This is a genomic window from Mycobacterium sp. E1715, from assembly GCF_001667625.1.
In the GTDB taxonomy this organism is placed as follows: Bacteria; Actinomycetota; Actinomycetes; order Mycobacteriales; family Mycobacteriaceae; genus Mycobacterium.
Genome location: NZ_LZJJ01000284.1, coordinates 1 through 15409 on the forward strand (window position 1 = coordinate 1; position 15409 = coordinate 15409).

General features: G+C 67.4%; 19 protein-coding genes and 1 pseudogene. 13 read left to right on the top strand and 7 right to left on the bottom strand.

Features of this window, described 5'->3' with window-relative positions; translation table 11 throughout:
* Positions 1–151: 151 nt before the first annotated feature.
* The 4 genes and pseudogenes from A9X03_RS14400 to A9X03_RS14415 all read left to right on the top strand — a co-directional run.
* Positions 152–556: pseudogene (locus A9X03_RS14400) on the top strand (amidohydrolase family protein); the annotation flags it as partial.
* Between the two features lie 29 nt (positions 557–585).
* On the top strand, positions 586–1731 hold the full coding sequence (locus A9X03_RS14405) for an amidohydrolase family protein (RefSeq protein WP_067760130.1): 1146 nt from the start codon (positions 586–588) through the stop codon (positions 1729–1731).
* A 1-nt stretch (position 1732) separates the two neighbouring features.
* On the top strand, positions 1733–2131 hold the full coding sequence (locus tag A9X03_RS14410) for a Rieske 2Fe-2S domain-containing protein (protein ID WP_067760133.1): 399 nt from the start codon (positions 1733–1735) through the stop codon (positions 2129–2131).
* Between the two features lie 15 nt (positions 2132–2146).
* Positions 2147–3013, top strand: coding sequence for an alpha/beta fold hydrolase (locus A9X03_RS14415; protein WP_067760135.1), 867 nt, complete (start codon positions 2147–2149; stop codon positions 3011–3013).
* A 5-nt stretch (positions 3014–3018) separates the two neighbouring features.
* Here the strand turns inward: A9X03_RS14415 and A9X03_RS14420 are convergent, their stop codons facing one another.
* Positions 3019–3480 carry a hypothetical protein gene (locus tag A9X03_RS14420; protein WP_082950157.1) on the bottom strand — a complete coding sequence of 154 codons (462 nt, stop codon included), beginning with the start codon at positions 3478–3480 and terminating at the stop codon, positions 3019–3021.
* 48 nt (positions 3481–3528) lie between these two features.
* On the opposite strand from A9X03_RS14420, the gene A9X03_RS14425 reads away from it, so the two are divergent.
* The 9 genes from A9X03_RS14425 (at position 3529) to A9X03_RS14465 (ending at position 11363) form a co-directional block, all read left to right on the top strand.
* Positions 3529–4833, top strand: a complete 1305-nt coding sequence (locus A9X03_RS14425) for an NADH-ubiquinone oxidoreductase-F iron-sulfur binding region domain-containing protein (RefSeq protein ID WP_067760150.1) — start codon at positions 3529–3531, stop codon at positions 4831–4833.
* Positions 4830–5126, top strand: a complete 297-nt coding sequence (locus tag A9X03_RS14430; protein ID WP_067760141.1) for a ferredoxin — start codon at positions 4830–4832, stop codon at positions 5124–5126. The genes A9X03_RS14425 and A9X03_RS14430 overlap by 4 nt, the downstream gene beginning before the upstream one ends.
* A 90-nt stretch (positions 5127–5216) precedes the next feature.
* The gene (locus A9X03_RS14435; protein ID WP_067760143.1) at positions 5217–5540 is read left to right on the top strand and encodes a hypothetical protein; all 324 of its coding nucleotides are present in this window, start codon (positions 5217–5219) and stop codon (positions 5538–5540) included.
* Between the two features lie 133 nt (positions 5541–5673).
* Positions 5674–7353 (top strand): OB-fold domain-containing protein, encoded by a 1680-nt coding sequence (locus A9X03_RS14440; protein WP_197508492.1) that lies wholly within the window; start codon positions 5674–5676, stop codon positions 7351–7353.
* Positions 7350–8225, top strand: a complete 876-nt coding sequence (locus A9X03_RS14445; protein WP_067889610.1) for an alpha/beta hydrolase — start codon at positions 7350–7352, stop codon at positions 8223–8225. The genes A9X03_RS14440 and A9X03_RS14445 overlap by 4 nt, the downstream gene beginning before the upstream one ends.
* Positions 8222–9037, top strand: coding sequence for an NAD(P)-dependent oxidoreductase (locus tag A9X03_RS14450; protein ID WP_067889613.1), 816 nt, complete (start codon positions 8222–8224; stop codon positions 9035–9037). The genes A9X03_RS14445 and A9X03_RS14450 overlap by 4 nt, the downstream gene beginning before the upstream one ends.
* A complete protein-coding gene (locus A9X03_RS14455) occupies positions 9034–9834 on the top strand; it encodes an NAD(P)-dependent oxidoreductase (protein WP_082954875.1) in 801 nt (266 codons plus the stop codon). The genes A9X03_RS14450 and A9X03_RS14455 overlap by 4 nt, the downstream gene beginning before the upstream one ends.
* A 112-nt stretch (positions 9835–9946) precedes the next feature.
* Positions 9947–11152: a cytochrome P450 gene (locus tag A9X03_RS14460; RefSeq protein ID WP_067758435.1), complete on the top strand. Its 1206-nt coding sequence runs from the start codon at positions 9947–9949 to the stop codon at positions 11150–11152.
* Between the two features lie 10 nt (positions 11153–11162).
* Positions 11163–11363: a ferredoxin gene (locus tag A9X03_RS14465; protein ID WP_007168596.1), complete on the top strand. Its 201-nt coding sequence runs from the start codon at positions 11163–11165 to the stop codon at positions 11361–11363.
* Positions 11364–11366: 3 nt separating this feature from the next.
* On the opposite strand, the gene A9X03_RS14470 is transcribed toward A9X03_RS14465, so the two are convergent.
* From A9X03_RS14470 to A9X03_RS14495, 6 genes are all read right to left on the bottom strand, one after another.
* On the bottom strand, positions 11367–11600 hold the full coding sequence (locus tag A9X03_RS14470) for a DUF1330 domain-containing protein (protein WP_231969117.1): 234 nt from the start codon (positions 11598–11600) through the stop codon (positions 11367–11369).
* 69 nt (positions 11601–11669) lie between these two features.
* Positions 11670–11858, bottom strand: coding sequence for a ferredoxin (locus tag A9X03_RS14475; protein ID WP_067758425.1), 189 nt, complete (start codon positions 11856–11858; stop codon positions 11670–11672).
* Positions 11855–13126, bottom strand: coding sequence for a cytochrome P450 (locus tag A9X03_RS14480; RefSeq protein WP_067758423.1), 1272 nt, complete (start codon positions 13124–13126; stop codon positions 11855–11857). Before A9X03_RS14480 ends, A9X03_RS14475 begins: the two co-directional genes overlap by 4 nt.
* A 122-nt stretch (positions 13127–13248) precedes the next feature.
* On the bottom strand, positions 13249–13764 hold the full coding sequence (locus A9X03_RS14485; RefSeq protein ID WP_068261615.1) for a hypothetical protein: 516 nt from the start codon (positions 13762–13764) through the stop codon (positions 13249–13251).
* 17 nt (positions 13765–13781) lie between these two features.
* A complete protein-coding gene (locus A9X03_RS14490; protein WP_067758417.1) occupies positions 13782–14375 on the bottom strand; it encodes a TetR/AcrR family transcriptional regulator in 594 nt (197 codons plus the stop codon).
* A 118-nt stretch (positions 14376–14493) separates the two neighbouring features.
* A partial coding sequence (locus tag A9X03_RS14495) for a thiolase family protein (protein WP_068261618.1) occupies positions 14494–15409 on the bottom strand: 916 nt, incomplete at its 5' end.

The following is a 15409-nucleotide window of genomic DNA, read 5'->3' on the forward strand; positions in this document are numbered from 1 at the left end:
GAACGGCGTGATGAAGTCGGCGGCGCCGTCGGCCCAGACGAACTTCAGGCCGCCGACGCGACCGAACACGGCTTCCGCGATCATGTTCATCTGGTGGTAGATGTAATTCAGCGCCATGAAGCTGACGTATTGCTCGTAGGTGCGGGTGTTGCCGGAGGGCGTGTTCGAGCGCTTCGACGGCCTGAAGTTCGTCTGGGCCGACGGCGCCGCCGACTTCATCACGCCGTTCATCTGGCGGATGGACACGTTCGGCCGGCCCCACCTGGAGCAGACGCCCTGGGCGCCGCGCATCCCCAGCGATTACCTCCCGGGGCACGTCTATTTCGTCCAGGGCAGCCTCGACGGCCCCGGTGACGTCGATTTCGCCGGCGAATGGTTCGGCTTCACCGGCAAGGACGACATGGTGATGTTCGGCTCGAGTTACCCGCATTGGCAGTTCGGCGACGCCAAAAAGCTGCCAAGGGCGCTCTCCGCCGAGCAGCGCGACAAGGTCTGCTGGCGCAACGCGGCGCGGCTCTACGGCATAGACATCCCCGCCGAAGTGGGCGCACAGTAGAAGCAGGACGTGAGACCGAGGAGTTCCCCATGACGTTGACCCATTCGCAGGAGCGGGTCCCCGCGACCGAGCGCATAGCCGTCCGCTGCGTCGACTCGGACGTCCACCCCGCGCCCAAGCGGGGCGAGCTGGTCCCGTACATCCCGGAGCCCTGGCGCAGCAAGTACTTTCTCAACCGCAACGTGGGTGAGCTGATCTACTACGACGCGCCGGACTACGCGCACTCGTACGCGATGCGCGTGGACTCCTTCCCCGCCAACGGCGAATTCCCGTGCAGCGACCCGGATATGGCGTTCCGCCAACTCATCATGGAGGCGGGCTCCGACATCGCGATCCTGGAGCCGGCCGCCTACCCGGCGCGGCTGCCCGAGGCCCAGCACGCGATGTCGTACGCGCTGAACGACTGGCAGGCCAATCACTGGCTGGACAGCCACAACAATTGGCACGAACGGTGGCGCGGTTCGATCTGCCTCGCCATCGAAGAGCCGGAAGCGTCCGTGCGCGAAATCGAGCGCTGGGCCGGGCATCCGTTCATGGCGCAGATACTGATCAAGGCCGAGCCGAAGCCGTCCTGGGGCCATCCCAAATACGACCCCATCTGGGCCGCGGCCACCAAGCACGACATCACCGTGAGCTGCCACCTGTCGCGCAGCCAGTACGACGAGCTACCGATCCCGCCGGTGGGCTTCCCCAGCTACAACCACGACTTCATGGTGACCTACTCGCTGCTGGCCGCCAATCAGGTGATGAGCCTGATCTTCGACGGCGTCTTCGACCGGTTCCCGTCGCTGCGGATCGTCTTCGTCGAGCACGCGTTCAGCTGGATCCTGCCGCTGATGTGGCGCATGGACGCGATCTACGAAGCGCGCAAGTCGTGGGTGGACATCAAGCGCAAGCCGTCGGAGTACGTCAAGGACCACATCAAGTTCACCACCCAACCGCTGGACTACCCCGAGGACAAGACGGAGCTCACCCGCGCACTGGAATGGATGGAGTGCGAGAAGATCTTGCTCTTCTCCTCGGACTACCCGCACTGGACGTTCGACGACCCCCGCTGGTTGGTCAAGCACCTTCCCAAGCACGCCCGCGACGCGGTGATGTACAAGAACGGGATTGCGACCTACCACCTGCCGGAGACCGTCCCGGTCCTCGAGGGTCAGACCCGGGTGCTCTGAGTTGACCGAACAAGCCAAACGGCCCGAGCCCCGTCTCGCCCAGGGCCGCGAGCATGTCGTTGCCACCGTGGACGAGATCCCGCCGGGCAAGCACAAGCTCGTCCCCATCGGCCGGCACGGCGTCGGGGTGTACAACGTCAACGGCAGCTTCTATGCGATCGCGAATTACTGTCCGCACCAAGGCGGTCCGTTGTGCTCGGGCCGCTCGAGGGGGCGCACGATCGTCGACGAAACCGCGCCCGGTGACTCGGTGATGGTGCGCGACATGGAGTACATCTACTGCCCCTGGCACCAATGGGGTTTCGAGCTGGCCACCGGGACGACAGCGGTCAAACCGGAATGGAGTATCCGCACCTACCCGGTGCGCATCGTCGGCAACGACGTTCTGGTGCAGGCCTAACACAGGAGAAATCGCGTGCCTTCTATCGAGATCAACGGGGGAAATGTCGTCTACGAGATCCTCGGTGACTCAGGGGATCTCATCGCGTTGACGCCGGGCGGCCGGTTCAGCAAGGAGATCGAGGGCCTGCGGCCGCTCGCGGACGCGCTGGCCGCCGGCGGCTACCGCGTGCTGCTGTGGGACCGGCCCAACTGCGGCGCTTCCGACGTGCAGTTCTACGGCCAGAGCGAATCACACATGCGCGCCGAGACACTGCACAAGCTGGTGACGGGGCTGGGATTCGAGCGCTGCATCCTCGCCGGGGGATCCGGCGGGGCGCGGGATTCCATGCTGACCACCATGCTCTACCCCGAAATGGTCACCAAGCTGGTGGTGTGGAACATCGTCGGCGGCATCTACGGCACCTTCGTACTCGGCTCCTTCTACATCATCCCGAGCATCCTCGCGGTCCGCGGTACCGGCATGGACGGCGTGGTGAAGGTTGCCGAATGGCGGGACCGCATCGAGCAGAACCCCGACAACAAGCAGCGGTTCCTCGACTTCGACAAAGACGAATTCCTCAAGGTGATGCTGCGCTGGCTGAACGCGTTCGTCTCCAAGCCCGGACAGACGATCCCGGGCGTCGAGGACGAGATGTTCGACCGAATCAAGGTCCCCACGTTGATCATTCGCGGCGGCGAGAACGACATGGATCACCCGAAGCGGACGTCGCTCGAGGTCAGTTGCCTGATCAAGGGATCGAAGCTCATCGACCCGCCGTGGCCGGAGGATGCGTGGGAACGCGCATCCGAGGACCGTGCGGCGGGCCGGGTCCAGCACTTCAACATGTTCGACACGTGGGTACAGGCGGCGCCCCCGATCCTCGAATTCCTGGGCTCGTGATGGCGCTAGACGGTGCGAATGTGGACCTCGCAGTTGAGCGACGCCTCCAGAGCCGTGTGAACGCGGCTCTCCGGGATGCGTTCCAGGTCGGACTCCCGCAGCGTCACGTACACGATGTCGAATCCGTCGTCACCAGGCGTCCGCTCGATGTCGCCCGCGAGCCCGAAGCCGGACAGCACGCCGTGGGCGTCGTCGTCGGTTCCGCGGCTGATGAAGGTGACCACCCCCGGTACCGGCGTGCCGCCGAACACCTTGGCGCACAGGTTCATTGCCACGTGCCTGGCCGCGTCGCCGTCTTCAGCGGCGATCAACAATTCGACTTCGCGGCGCCCCGCGGGCATGGCCACGAGATCGTTCTCGACCACGCCGACGCCCGCTTGCGCCGCGAGCTCAAGGAGCGCCGCCATGCCGTCTCGTAGCTGCGCCGCCGTGGACACGCTTTCCGGGTCGACGTTGACGCGTACCACCGCAGTTCGCACGTGCGCAAGCGTAACCAAGACGATGGCAGGCCGGCCGTGAGCACCGCGCAATCCACCCCCATCGCCACCGCCACCTCCCCCGGCTGCGAACCCCGATTGCTCTTCGGACGAACCGGCCATACACCCGAGGATCTCGCGGCGTATCGAGAGCGCGGCGGATATCGGCCGCTCGCCGACGCCGATGGATTGCTGAGCGAAGTGGAAGTCAGCGGGCTGGTCGGTCGGGGCGGCGCGGCCTTCCCCCTCGCGATCAAGTTGCGCACGGTGCGCGATAACGGCCGCGTTGCCGGCGGCGCCGTGGTCGTCGCGAATGGTGAAGAGGGAGAACCGGCCTCAATCAAAGACCGGTGGCTGCTGCGCAACCGTCCACATCTGGTGCTGGACGGCCTTCGACTTGCCGCGGCGGTCGTGGGCGCCGGCCGCGCCTATGTATATGTGTCCGACCCGGAATCGGCGCACAGCGTCCAGACCGCGCTCGGCGAGCTCGATCCGGGCACCGTCGGCGTCACGGTCGGGCTGTTGGCCGTGCAACCCGGGTATGTGGCCGGCGAGGAGACCGCGGCCGTCCGCGCGCTCAACGGCGGCCCGGCCAAGCCGACCGACAAGCCGCCACGCCCCTTCGAATCCGGCGTCGACGAACGGCCCACGCTGGTGAGCAACGTCGAGACGCTGGCCAATCTGCCCTTCCTGCAGGGCCACGGCTCGACGAAGTTCCGCTCGCAGGGCACGTCGATATCCCCGGGCACGTTCCTGGCCACCGTAACCGGCGCCGGCCGGCCGCCGGTGCTCTACGAGCTTCCGCTCGGCCTGCCGTTCACCGAACTCCTCGCGCTGCACGGCGTTTCGCCGGACCAGGTGCGTGGAGCGCTGATGGGCGGCTATTTCGCCGGTCTGCTCAACCGCTCCGTGCTCGAGACAACCCTGGATCACGAGACGATGCGGCGCCTCGGCAGCGGCCTGGGCTGCGGCGCGGTCTCGGTGATCACCGACGACTGCCCCGTCGCGGTCGCGGCGTCGGTGCTGGCCTACTTCGACCGCGAGAACGCCGGCCAATGCGGGTCATGCTTCAACGGAACCGCGGCGATGGCGGCCGTCGCCGGTGCGTTGCGCGACGGCGCCGCAACGGCAGAGGACCTCCAACGGTTGCGCCGCTGGTCGGTGCTGCTGCGTGGGCGGGGCGCCTGCGCGACGCTGGACGCCGCCACGAATGTGGCCGCCAGCCTGCTGGCGCAGTTCCCGGGCGAAGTGACCACGCACCTGGAGGGCACGTGCCCGGCCTGCTCTCGCGGCGCGTTCCGCAGCGACCGCCCCTACGAGGCGGAGGCTGCGAGGCAAGCATGAAAATCCGCTTGGATCGCACGGTTTGCGACGGTTTCGGCATCTGCGCCAAGTACGCGCCCGGATACTTCTCGCTGGACGATTGGGGCTACGCCTCCCTCATCGGCGATGGCACCGTGGCGGAGTCGGACCGCGACGCGGTGATGCGCGCCCTGATGGACTGCCCGGTGCACGCCATCGCGGAAATCGGGGAACGCACCTCGCCCGCCGCGCACCCACCACTCACCGATGCGGAAGATCCGGCCGAGCACCTCAAAACCGAAGAGAACGAGGCGGAGTGGGGATTCACCCGCTGAACGGGGTGCCGCGAAACTTCCTGACCATGGTCTAGGCGGTCTCGACGGAATAAGCTGAACCAGCCAGGATGGCCCATCGGGAGGCACACGATGAGGTGGTTTATTCGTCGCCTGACCGCCGTCATAGCGGTCGCGCTCGCACCGGCGGCCGTCGCGGTGATCGCGACGCCGGGAATCAGCTCGGCGGACTGCGATCGCAACATGTCGTTCAATCCGGCGACGCTCGAGTGCACGCCGCCACCGGTCCTACCGGACTGGTACACACTGCCGCCGCCATACGCGCCGCCATTCGCCGCACAGGACGTGCCGCCGCCACCACCACCGCGGCCATGGTGGTCACCGAACGAACCGATGTGGAATGCCGGCTTTCACCAGTGGGGTACCTATTTCACCGGCGTCTGGGTGCCCTACTGACCGGTCGTCCCGGCGGCGGCCACCGTCCCCGGAAACAAGACCAATACCGTCTCGATCGCACCTGCGTACGAGTGATAACGTAATTCTCCAATTCGTATAACGGTCCTACCAAGCCGCACCCTGGACCCGCTCGATGCGCGGAGGTGACGTGTCAGCAGCACCGGGCCGACCGCTGCCCCTGATCACGCAGGACAACGAGTTCTTTTGGACCTCGGGAGCCGACGGCAGACTGCGCCTGCAGGAGTGCCAGGCCTGCCAATCCCTGATCCATCCGCCCGCGCCGGTGTGCCGGTATTGCCGTTCAACCGATGTCGGGGTGCGAGCGGTCTCCGGCAGGGCAACGCTCGCCGGGTTCACCATCAACGAACGGTTCAGCCTGCCCGGGCTGGCCGCGCCCTACGTCATCGCGCAGGTGGCGATCGCCGAAGATCCGCGGATTCGGTTGACCACCAACATCATCGAGTGCGAGCCCGATCGGCTCGAACTCGGCCAACAGGTCGAGGTTGTCTTCGAACACGTCGAGGACGTGTGGTTTCCATTGTTCCGGCCGGTACACGATGCCGAAGCCGGCCCATTGCCCACCGATGAGATAGCGCCGGAGCGCTTCGGCGAACACGTGCGCCCCATGCTCACCCGGGAGAAGTTCGAAGACAAGGTCGCACTGACCGGGATCGGCATGTCGCCGATCGGTCGCCGGCTGATGCAGCCCCCGTTGGCGCTGACCGTGCAGGCGTGCGAAGCGGCCATCGCCGACGCCGGCCTGACATTCGCCGACATCGACGGCCTGTCCACCTATCCCGGCGCCATCACCGTGGCGGGCATGGGCGAGGGGGGCACCACCGCCCTCGAGGCCGCGCTCGGCATCCGGCCGACTTGGCACAACGGCGCGATGGAAACGTTCGGCCCGGGTGGCTCCCTGATCGCCGCGATGCTTGCGGTCGCCTGCGGGCTGGCCCGGCACGTGCTGTGCTTCCGGACGGTGTGGGAAGCCACCCACGGCGAGCTGATGAAGCAGGGCAAAATCAGCCCGACCCATGGTTCAGCGGGCCGGATGTCGGGCTGGCAGATGCCATTCGGGGCGACTTCCGCGGCGCACACCTTGGCGATGAACGCGCAGCGGCACTTTCACCGCTACGGCACCACTAAAGAGACGCTGGGCTGGATCGCGCTGAATCAGCGGGCCAACGCCGAACTCAACCCGACCGCCATCTACCGCTCGCCGATGACGATGGACGACTACCTCAACGCGCGGCCGATCACCACGCCGTTCGGCCTCTATGACTGCGACGTACCCTGCGACGGCGCGATCGCCGTCATCGTCTCCGCCGTCGACACCGCGCGCGACCTCGCCAAACCACCTGTCCTGGTCGAGGCGGTGGGCACGCAGATCATCGAGCGAATCGACTGGGACCAAAGCACTCTCACCCACGAACCGCAGGTGCTGGGTCAGGCGGCGCACGTGTGGACGAGAACCTCCCTGCGCCCCGACGACGTCGACGTCGCCGAGCTCTACGACGGCTTCACCATGAACTGTTTGTCCTGGATCGAGGCGCTGGGATTCTGCGGAATCGGCGAGGCCAAAGAGTTCCTGGACGGCGGCAAGAACATCGCCCGTGACGGCCTGCTGCCACTGAACACCCACGGCGGCCAGCTGTCGCACGGGCGCACCCATGGCATGGGCCTCGTCCACGAGGCCATCACCCAGCTGCGCGGGGAGGCCGGCGATCGCCAGGTCGCCGACGCCCGCGTCGGCGTGGTCAGCAGCGGCGGCCTCACCCCCAGCGGGGTGCTCTTACTGCGGGCCGACGCATGAAAACGCCGCGGCCCCGGCTGGTGATCGTCAACGGCGTACCGATGTCGGCGCTGGTCGCCGAGGCCGACGAACCCAAGGCCGTGATCGTGGCGATCCACGGCGGCGGAACCACCGCAATGTATTTCGACTGTCCGGGGCATCCGTCGTATTCGCTGTTGCGGACCGGCGCGGCGGCCGGATTCACCGTGGTGGCGATCGACCGGCCGGGCTACGGCAGCTCCGCGCCCTATCCGGAGGCGATGGCCGAGGGCGATCAGCGCGTCAACCTGGCGTACGGTGCGGTCGAGCGCATCATCGGTGAACGATCAAGGGGCGCGGGCCTGTTCGTGATGGGGCATTCGGGCGGCTGCGAGCTGACGATGCGGATGGCCGCCGACGAGCGCGGTGCCGATCTGCTCGGCATCGAATTGGCCGGCACCGGTCGGCACTACCACCCCGCCGCCAAGGAGATACTCAAAACGGCGACCCGCGAACGACGTCCACCGGGCATGCGCGAGCTGCTGTGGAGCCCGGAACACCTGTATCCGCCCGAGGTTCTCGGCGGCGCGACGGTGTCCCCTTCTGCGCCTTCGTATGAGGACCAAATGGTGTCGGACTGGGCGCGCCAGACTTTCCCGACGCTGGCCCCGGCCGTGCGGGTGCCTGTCCACTTCAGCATCGCCGAACACGAGAAGGTCTGGCAGGCCGACGATTCGGCGGTGCAGCAGATCACCGCGATGTTCTCCGCCGCGCCGCGCTTCACCGTGCACCGGCAGCCCGGGGCGGGGCACAACATCAGCCTCGGCCACACCGCCGCGGATTATCACGCGGAGGTCCTCGCGTTCGTCGACGAATGCGTGACGGCATCGGGTTCGGAAGAGGCCACCGGATGAGGGTCGGATTCATCGGCCTGGGCAGTCAGGGCGGCCCCATGGCGAGGCGGATCGTCGAGGGCGGCTACGAGACGACGCTGTGGGCACGCCGACCCGCAACCCTCGAGGCGTTCGCCGACACCGCGGCGAAGATCGCCGAGTCACCGGCCGAGCTCGCCGCGGCCAGCGATCTGGTCTGCCTCTGCGTCGTGGGTGATGCAGACATCGAGGAGATCACGTCGGGTGAGGGCGGCGTGCTGGCCGCGATGAAGCCGGGTGGTGTCATCGCGATCCACAGCACCGTGCATCCCAACACCTGCCGGAGACTGGCGAACCAAGCCGCGGCCAAAGGGATTTCGGTGGTCGACGCGCCCGTGAGCGGGGGCGGGGGAGCCGCGTCCGAAGGGCGCCTGCTGGTGATGGTGGGCGGCGACGCCGACGTCGTCGAGCGGTGCCGCCCGGTCTTCGCCACCTATGCCGATCCGGTCGTGCACCTCGGCGAGCTCGGTTCCGGTCAAACCACGAAGCTGCTCAACAACCTGCTCTTCACCGCCCACCTGGGCACCGCGGCCACCGCGCTCTCACTGGCCGGCGCCCTCGGCGTCGACCCGGACCGTCTCACCGAAGTGGTTTCGCGCAGCAGTGGAAACAGCTTCGCGCTCAACGCCCTTGGCGGCATCGGCGGACTGGACCAGCTTGCCGGGGTGGCCGGGACGCTGCTGCAAAAGGACGTCCGCCTGGTGGTGGACCTGGCCGACCGAGCCGGCGCGAACGGCGGCGCCGTCCTGGACGCGGCCGACGCCGCGCTGGGCCTCATGGGGCATCCGAGGTGAGGGTCGGGTTCGTCGGCGCCGGACGGATGGGCCGCCCCATGGTGGCCCGACTGGTGGCGGCCGGACACGACGTCCGGGCCTTGGGCCGGACCACTGAAAAGCGAAGCGATCTCGAGCAGCTCGGTGCGCGCGCGGTCGGCGACCCGGTCGAGGCGGGTGCACGCGCCGACGTGGTGGTGCTTTGCGTGTTCACCGACGAGCAGGTGCGCGACGTATGCCTGCACGGCGGGCTGCTGTCCGCCATGCCGCCCGGGTCGGCGCTGGTGGTGCACACCACCGCCGGCCCGAACACGATCGACGCGGTCGCCACACAAGCGGAAGGCATCGACGTCATCGATGCCGCGGTCAGCGGCGGCCCGCACGACGTGGCGGCCGGCCGGCTCACGCTGTTCGTGGGCGGCACGGAGGACGCCGTGGCGCGGGTGCGGGCGGTGCTGGCCTGCTACGGAGACCCGGTTCTCCACGTGGGCCCGCGTGGCTCCGGCCAAAAGGTGAAGCTGGTCAACAACGCGTTGTTCGCGGGCCATATCGGGCTGCTCGCGGAGGCCGTGCGATTGGGTGAGCGACTTGGCGTGCCGGAGGCGACGATGTTGGCCGCCTTGGCGCAGGGCAGCGCAACCAGTCGTGTCCTCGGTCTCGCGGCGGCGGCCGGTTCCGTCGCGTCGTTCATCGAGGTTGCCGGTGAATTCGTCCAGAAGGAGGTCAGCGTGGTGCGTGGCATCGCCAGGGAATTCGGCAGCGAACTGGGCGCTCTGGATGACGCGATCAACGCCGTCGGCGTCTCGAACGGGGTTTGAGATGCCAGCGTTTCGGTCTTTCCGGTTCGTCACGAAGGTATTACCGTTACCGTTACAGTCAACGACTCGGCTGTAACGGTTTCAGCCCGCCCTCGCCGCTGAGGAGGATTCAGTGACAAAACCGAAGGTCGTCTTCGATCCGTACTCCGAGGACTACTACAACAATCCGTTCGACATCTATCGACGGATGCGCGAGGACGCGCCGCTGTACTACGACGAAAAAGAGGATTTCTACGCGTTGACCCGCCACGAAGACGTCGCGGCGGCTTTCAAAGACTTCGAGACCTATTCCTCGGCACGCGGCTGCGACCTGGCGATGGTGCGCCGGGGCATCTCGCCCGAGCAGAAGTCGATCATCTTCATGGATCCGCCCGAGCATCGCCACATGCGCAGCCTGCTCAACAAGGCGTTCACCCCGCGGGCGATCCAATCGCAGCGGGACACCGTCATCGAGGTGATCGACAAGTACCTGGGCGCCGCCGACCCGGAGAATTTCGACGTGGTCCAGGACTTCTCCGGGCCGTTCCCGGTGGAAGTCATCACCAGGATGGCCGGGGTTCCGGAGGAATACCGCCAGCAGGTGCGCCACTGGATCGACACCAGCCTGTCGCACGAACCCGGCCAGATCGAGATCAGCGAAGCCGGCATGCAGGCCAACATCGACACGGCGATGTACTACTTCAGCCTGGTGCAGGAGCGCCGCCAGGAACCGCAGGACGACATGATCAGCCGCCTGATCGCGGCCGAGGTCCCGGGCGAGGACGGCCAGCTACGCAAGCTCGACGACATCGAGATCTGCGGGTTCGCGACCCTTTTGGGCGGAGCGGGCGCCGAGACCGTCACCAAGCTGCTCGGCAACGCGGCGGTGATCTTCGCCCGTCACCCGGACCAGTGGCAGAAGCTACAGGAGGATCGCGACAAGATCCCGGGCGCGGTGGAGGAGCTGCTGCGCTACGAGGGGCCGGTGCAGTACAACGTCCGCTACACGCTCAAAGAGGCGCACGTCAGCGGTGGCGTGATCCCTCCGGGCAAGCCGGTGTTTCTCTGTGGCGCGGCAGCCAACCGCGATCCGGAGGCCTTCACCGACGCCGACACGTTCGACATCGAGCGTGACCAGACCGAGGCCCAGCACCTTGGCCTCGGGTATGGGATTCACAGCTGCCTCGGCGCCGCGCTGGCACGCATGGAAAGCAGGATCGCGCTCGAGCGGCTCCTCGACTTCATGCCGCGCTACGAGGTGGACTGGGCGGGCTGCAAACGGGTAACCATGCAAAACGTCGCGGGCTGGAAGAACGTGCCCGTCAAGGTGCTTCGGTAAGGGGGTTGCGGTGACGAAGAAGATCGAAGTCGATTGGGGGCTCTGCGAGAGCAACGGCGTCTGCATGGGCATCAACCCGGAGATCTTTCTCCTCGGCGACGACGACATGCTGACCGTCTTGCAGGAGGAAGTCACCCCGGAGAACGAACACGACGTTCGCGAGGCCGTTCGTCAGTGCCCGCGGCAGGCCATTTCGATTGTGGGCGAGTAGCGATCAGAATCCGGAAAGGATGACGGCGTTGCAGTCCGCCGCTTCCTGCCGAAGTTTCGCCGCCTTCTGGTAGCCCTCGGACTCGTACCACGCGCGGGCCGCGTCCACCGATTCGAATTCCAGCACGACGGTCTGGTCGCCGTGCCAGCTGCCCTCGATCACCTGGGGAGCCGCGTCCACCGCCAGAATGGTGGCCCCGGCCATCGCCGAACCGGCCGCCTGCGCATAGGCCTTCATACCCTCCGGATCTTTGATGGCTTCCGTGAGGATGACGTACCCTTTCGCCACTGAATCTCCTTGACTGGATTAGGTTTTGCTGATCGCCTGCTCGGGACAGCACTCGATGGCCTCTTGGGTGGCCGCTTCGAATTCCGTTGGGACGTCGGATGCTATCGCCTCGGCGTAGCCGTCGTCGGTGAGGCTGAAGACTTCTGGGCACAGCGTCGTGCAGACGCCGTGGCCGCGGCAGCGCTGGTCGTCGACGGTGACTTTCATGTCCGCGTGAACTCCAGGTGCAGCTCGGTCAGGCCGCGCAGGATGTAAGTCGGAACGTATTGGTAGCGGCGGTCATTCGCCGGGCCGTGCGCCTTCTCGTCGATCCGGATATCCGACGTCCGGTCGAGCAGGCGCTCGATCGCCACCCGTGTTTCGGCGCGGGCCAGCGGGGCGCCGGGGCAACTGTGGATGCCGCGCCCGAACGAGATGTGCTGACGGGCGTTCTTGCGGGCCGGGTCGAAGGTGGCGGGATCGTCGAACCGGCGGGGGTCGCGGTTGGCGGCCGCCTGCACGACCATCACGGTGGTTCCCGCCGGCAGGTCGACGCCCCCGACGTTGGCGGGCACCCGGTTCAATCGGAAGTCGCCCTTGACCGGGCTTTCGTGCCGCAACGACTCCTCGATGAAGTTGGGGATCAGGCTCCGGTCCTTGCGCAACTGAGCCTGAATGTCCGGCCGCTCCCCGAGGGTCTGCAGGGCCGCGCCAAGCAGCCTGACGGTGGTCTCCTGGCCCGCCGAGAAGACGTTGCTGGCGACGCGGGCCACGTCTTCGACGTCGGGCGTCGAGCCGTCCGGGTAGGTGGCGGTGGCCAGCCCGGTCAGCACGTCGTCGCGCGGCTCGCGCCTGCGGTCGCGGACATAGTCGGAGAAGAGACCGTAGAGGAATTCCAGCGGGCTGTGCGCCAGCGAGCCCTTGGTGCCCCCGACGCCGCCACCGGAATGGTCGCGGATCCCCTTGACGAACTTGTCGCGATCCTCCTCGGGCACGCCGAGCAGGTCGGCGATGACCAGCAGCGTGAACGGGCCGGCGAAGCCCTTGATCCAGTCGCCGTGCCCTGGCGCGAGGAACGTGTCGAGTACCTGGTCGGCGAGCACCCACATGGCGTCCTCGTTCTCCTTGAGGCGCTTCGGGGTGATCAGCCGCATCAGCAGCGAGCGGTGGTTGGTGTGGGTCGGCGGATCGAGGGTGGGCAGCTGGTCGCTGAACGGCAGCTCGTCGCGGTGCTTTTCGATCAGCTCGGTGATGTCGTCACCCTCCAGAGGCACCGGGAAGCCGGGAAACGGACCGGTCACCGAGATGCAGGAGGACCAAGTCTCGGCGTCGTTGAGGACCGCGCAAGCCTCGTCCCAACCGGTGATCATCGTGACGTCGTGATGGGGTTCGCGCGTCACCGGGCACTGGCGGCGCAGCGCCTCGTAGTAGGGGTACGGGTCCTCGATGAGCTCGCTGCCGCGGAAGAAGTCCAACTCGGAGAATTCGTTCGCCATCTCCTGCTCCTTGAATCTCGGCTAGTGAGAACGTGCCTCTCGCAGATGAGCATTACATTTCCATACGGCCTGGTGGTCGTCAACGAGGGGGCATCGGAGCGGGCGCGGGCGCCGACTGCCCGTCAGCCGGCGGGGATCAGGTCGGCGGCCACCGATGGCCATGCGAGCAGCCCGCTGCGGAAGGTTTCGACCTGACCGATCGAGCTGTCCGGGAGAGCGGCGGCGGCCAGGGCCTGGGCCTTGAACGTGCGGGCGGCCATGCTCAGCCGGTGCTGCACCAGGCCAACGCTGTCGTCGAGTTCGGCGGGCCACGCCTCCCCCCACAGCGTGACCTCGGTGACCCCGTGGTCCAGGGCCTGCAGCACCCCTTGCCGTACCCGCGAGTCGCATCCGAACAGGTCAGCCGCGGCGGCCAGGGCCTGGGGACGAGGACGCGACTCCACCGACGCCAAAGCGTCTTCGAGGTCGACCACCCGGGCGCCCAGGATCTCCAGCGGCCGGTCGTCGGCGTGGCCGGCCAGGTCGGCCAGCAGCACGGTGACGTCCCACCCCGCCATCGCCCGGTCGAAGAGCCAGCCGCCGGCGAACCGCACCACGTCGACCGCGGTGCCCGCGACCACGTCGAGCCGGTATCTCATGTCCTCGCGCGGCCCTTCTACGGGGCGAAGTCCCGCGCCAGCGTCTCGGCGTACTGCTTGAACACCTCGGTTAGCGGTATCGATGGATCGAGCAACCATGTGGTTTCCATTCCGTGGACGAAGGCGAGAATCTCTACCGCCTTGACGGCGGGGTCGACGTCCGCCCGGTACCGGCCATCGGCCTGCCCGCGGCGGATGAGGTCGGCGACGATGTCGGTCGCGGCGCGGTGCCGGGCCAGCATCCGGTCGTGCAGTGGAGCGTCGGGCAGGATGTTCTCCACCAGCAACACCGTGAACGTTCCGACGAGTTCGGGTGCCCGGCTGAACCGGTCGGCGACCTGCGCGATCTGGGCGAAGAGATCACCGGTCCGGTCGGCGTGCAGGTCGTCGTCGAGGTCGCGGGCGTCGAGGACGGCATGCAGCAGCTGCTCTTTGGACTCGAAGTGATGCAGCAATCCCGCGGGGGTGACCCCGGCCTCGCCGGCGATCTGGGCCAGGGTCGTGCTGCGCCAGCCGTTGCGGGTGAGCAGCCGTTGCGCGACGTCGAGGATCCGCTGCTTGCGGTCCTCACCTTTGGCGAGCAACGTGTCGTAACGCCGTGCGTCGGGCACCGGACTCCTTCGGCCGATCGGCGGGCGGAACCAACCTAGTGAACACACAGTAGGTTAGTTCGGCCGCTGCGACAAGGGTCACGCAGGAGACCTTTTTCGGCGCGCGGCGGCGCCTTCGCTAGCGGACCAGCTCGACCAGGGTGGCGTTGGCGGTCCCGCCACCCTCGCACATGGTCTGCAGCCCGTAGCGGATTCCGTTGGCGCGCATATGGTGCGCCATCCGCGTCATCAACACGGCCCCGGATGCGCCCAGCGGGTGCCCCAGAGCGATGGCGCCGCCGAGCGGGTTCACCCGCTCGGGTTCGGCCCCCGTCTCGGCGAGCCAGGCGAGCGGCACCGGCGCGAAGGCCTCGTTCACCTCGAACGCGCCCACCTCGGAGAGTGGGACCCCGGCCTTCTTCAGCACCTTTTCGGTCGCAGGGATGGGCCCGGTGAGCATGAGGACGGGATCGGCGCCGGTCACCGCGCCGGCCAGATACCGCACCAACGGGGTGAGCCCCAGTTCGACCGCCATCTCCGCGGTCGTCACCAGCAGCGCGGCGGCGCCGTCGGAGATCTGCGAGGAGTTGCCCGCGTGGATGACGCCGTCTTCGGTGAAGGCGGGCTTGAGTCCGCTGAGTTTCTCGACCGTGGTCCCCCGCCGCACTCCCTCGTCGGCGGCGACGACCGTGTCGTCGCCGGTGAACACCGGCACGATCTGGTCGGTGAACGCGCCGGCGTCCTGGGCCGCCGCGGCCCGTTCGTGGGATTGCGCGGAGTACTCGTCGAGCCGGGTGCGGGAAAAACCCCACTTCTTGGCGATCATCTCCGCCGACAGGCCCTGGTTGAAGGAGAAGTCGTCGTAGCGGGCGAGAACCTTGGGGCCGTACGGCATGCCGGTCGCCCGGGCCGAGCCGAGCGGGACGCGGCTCATGACCTCGACACCGCCTGCGACCACGACGTCCTGTTGGCCGGACATGACCGCCTGCACGGCGAAGTCGAGCGCCTGCTGGCTCGAGCCGCACGCGCGGTTCACGGTGGTCCCGGGGATGGTC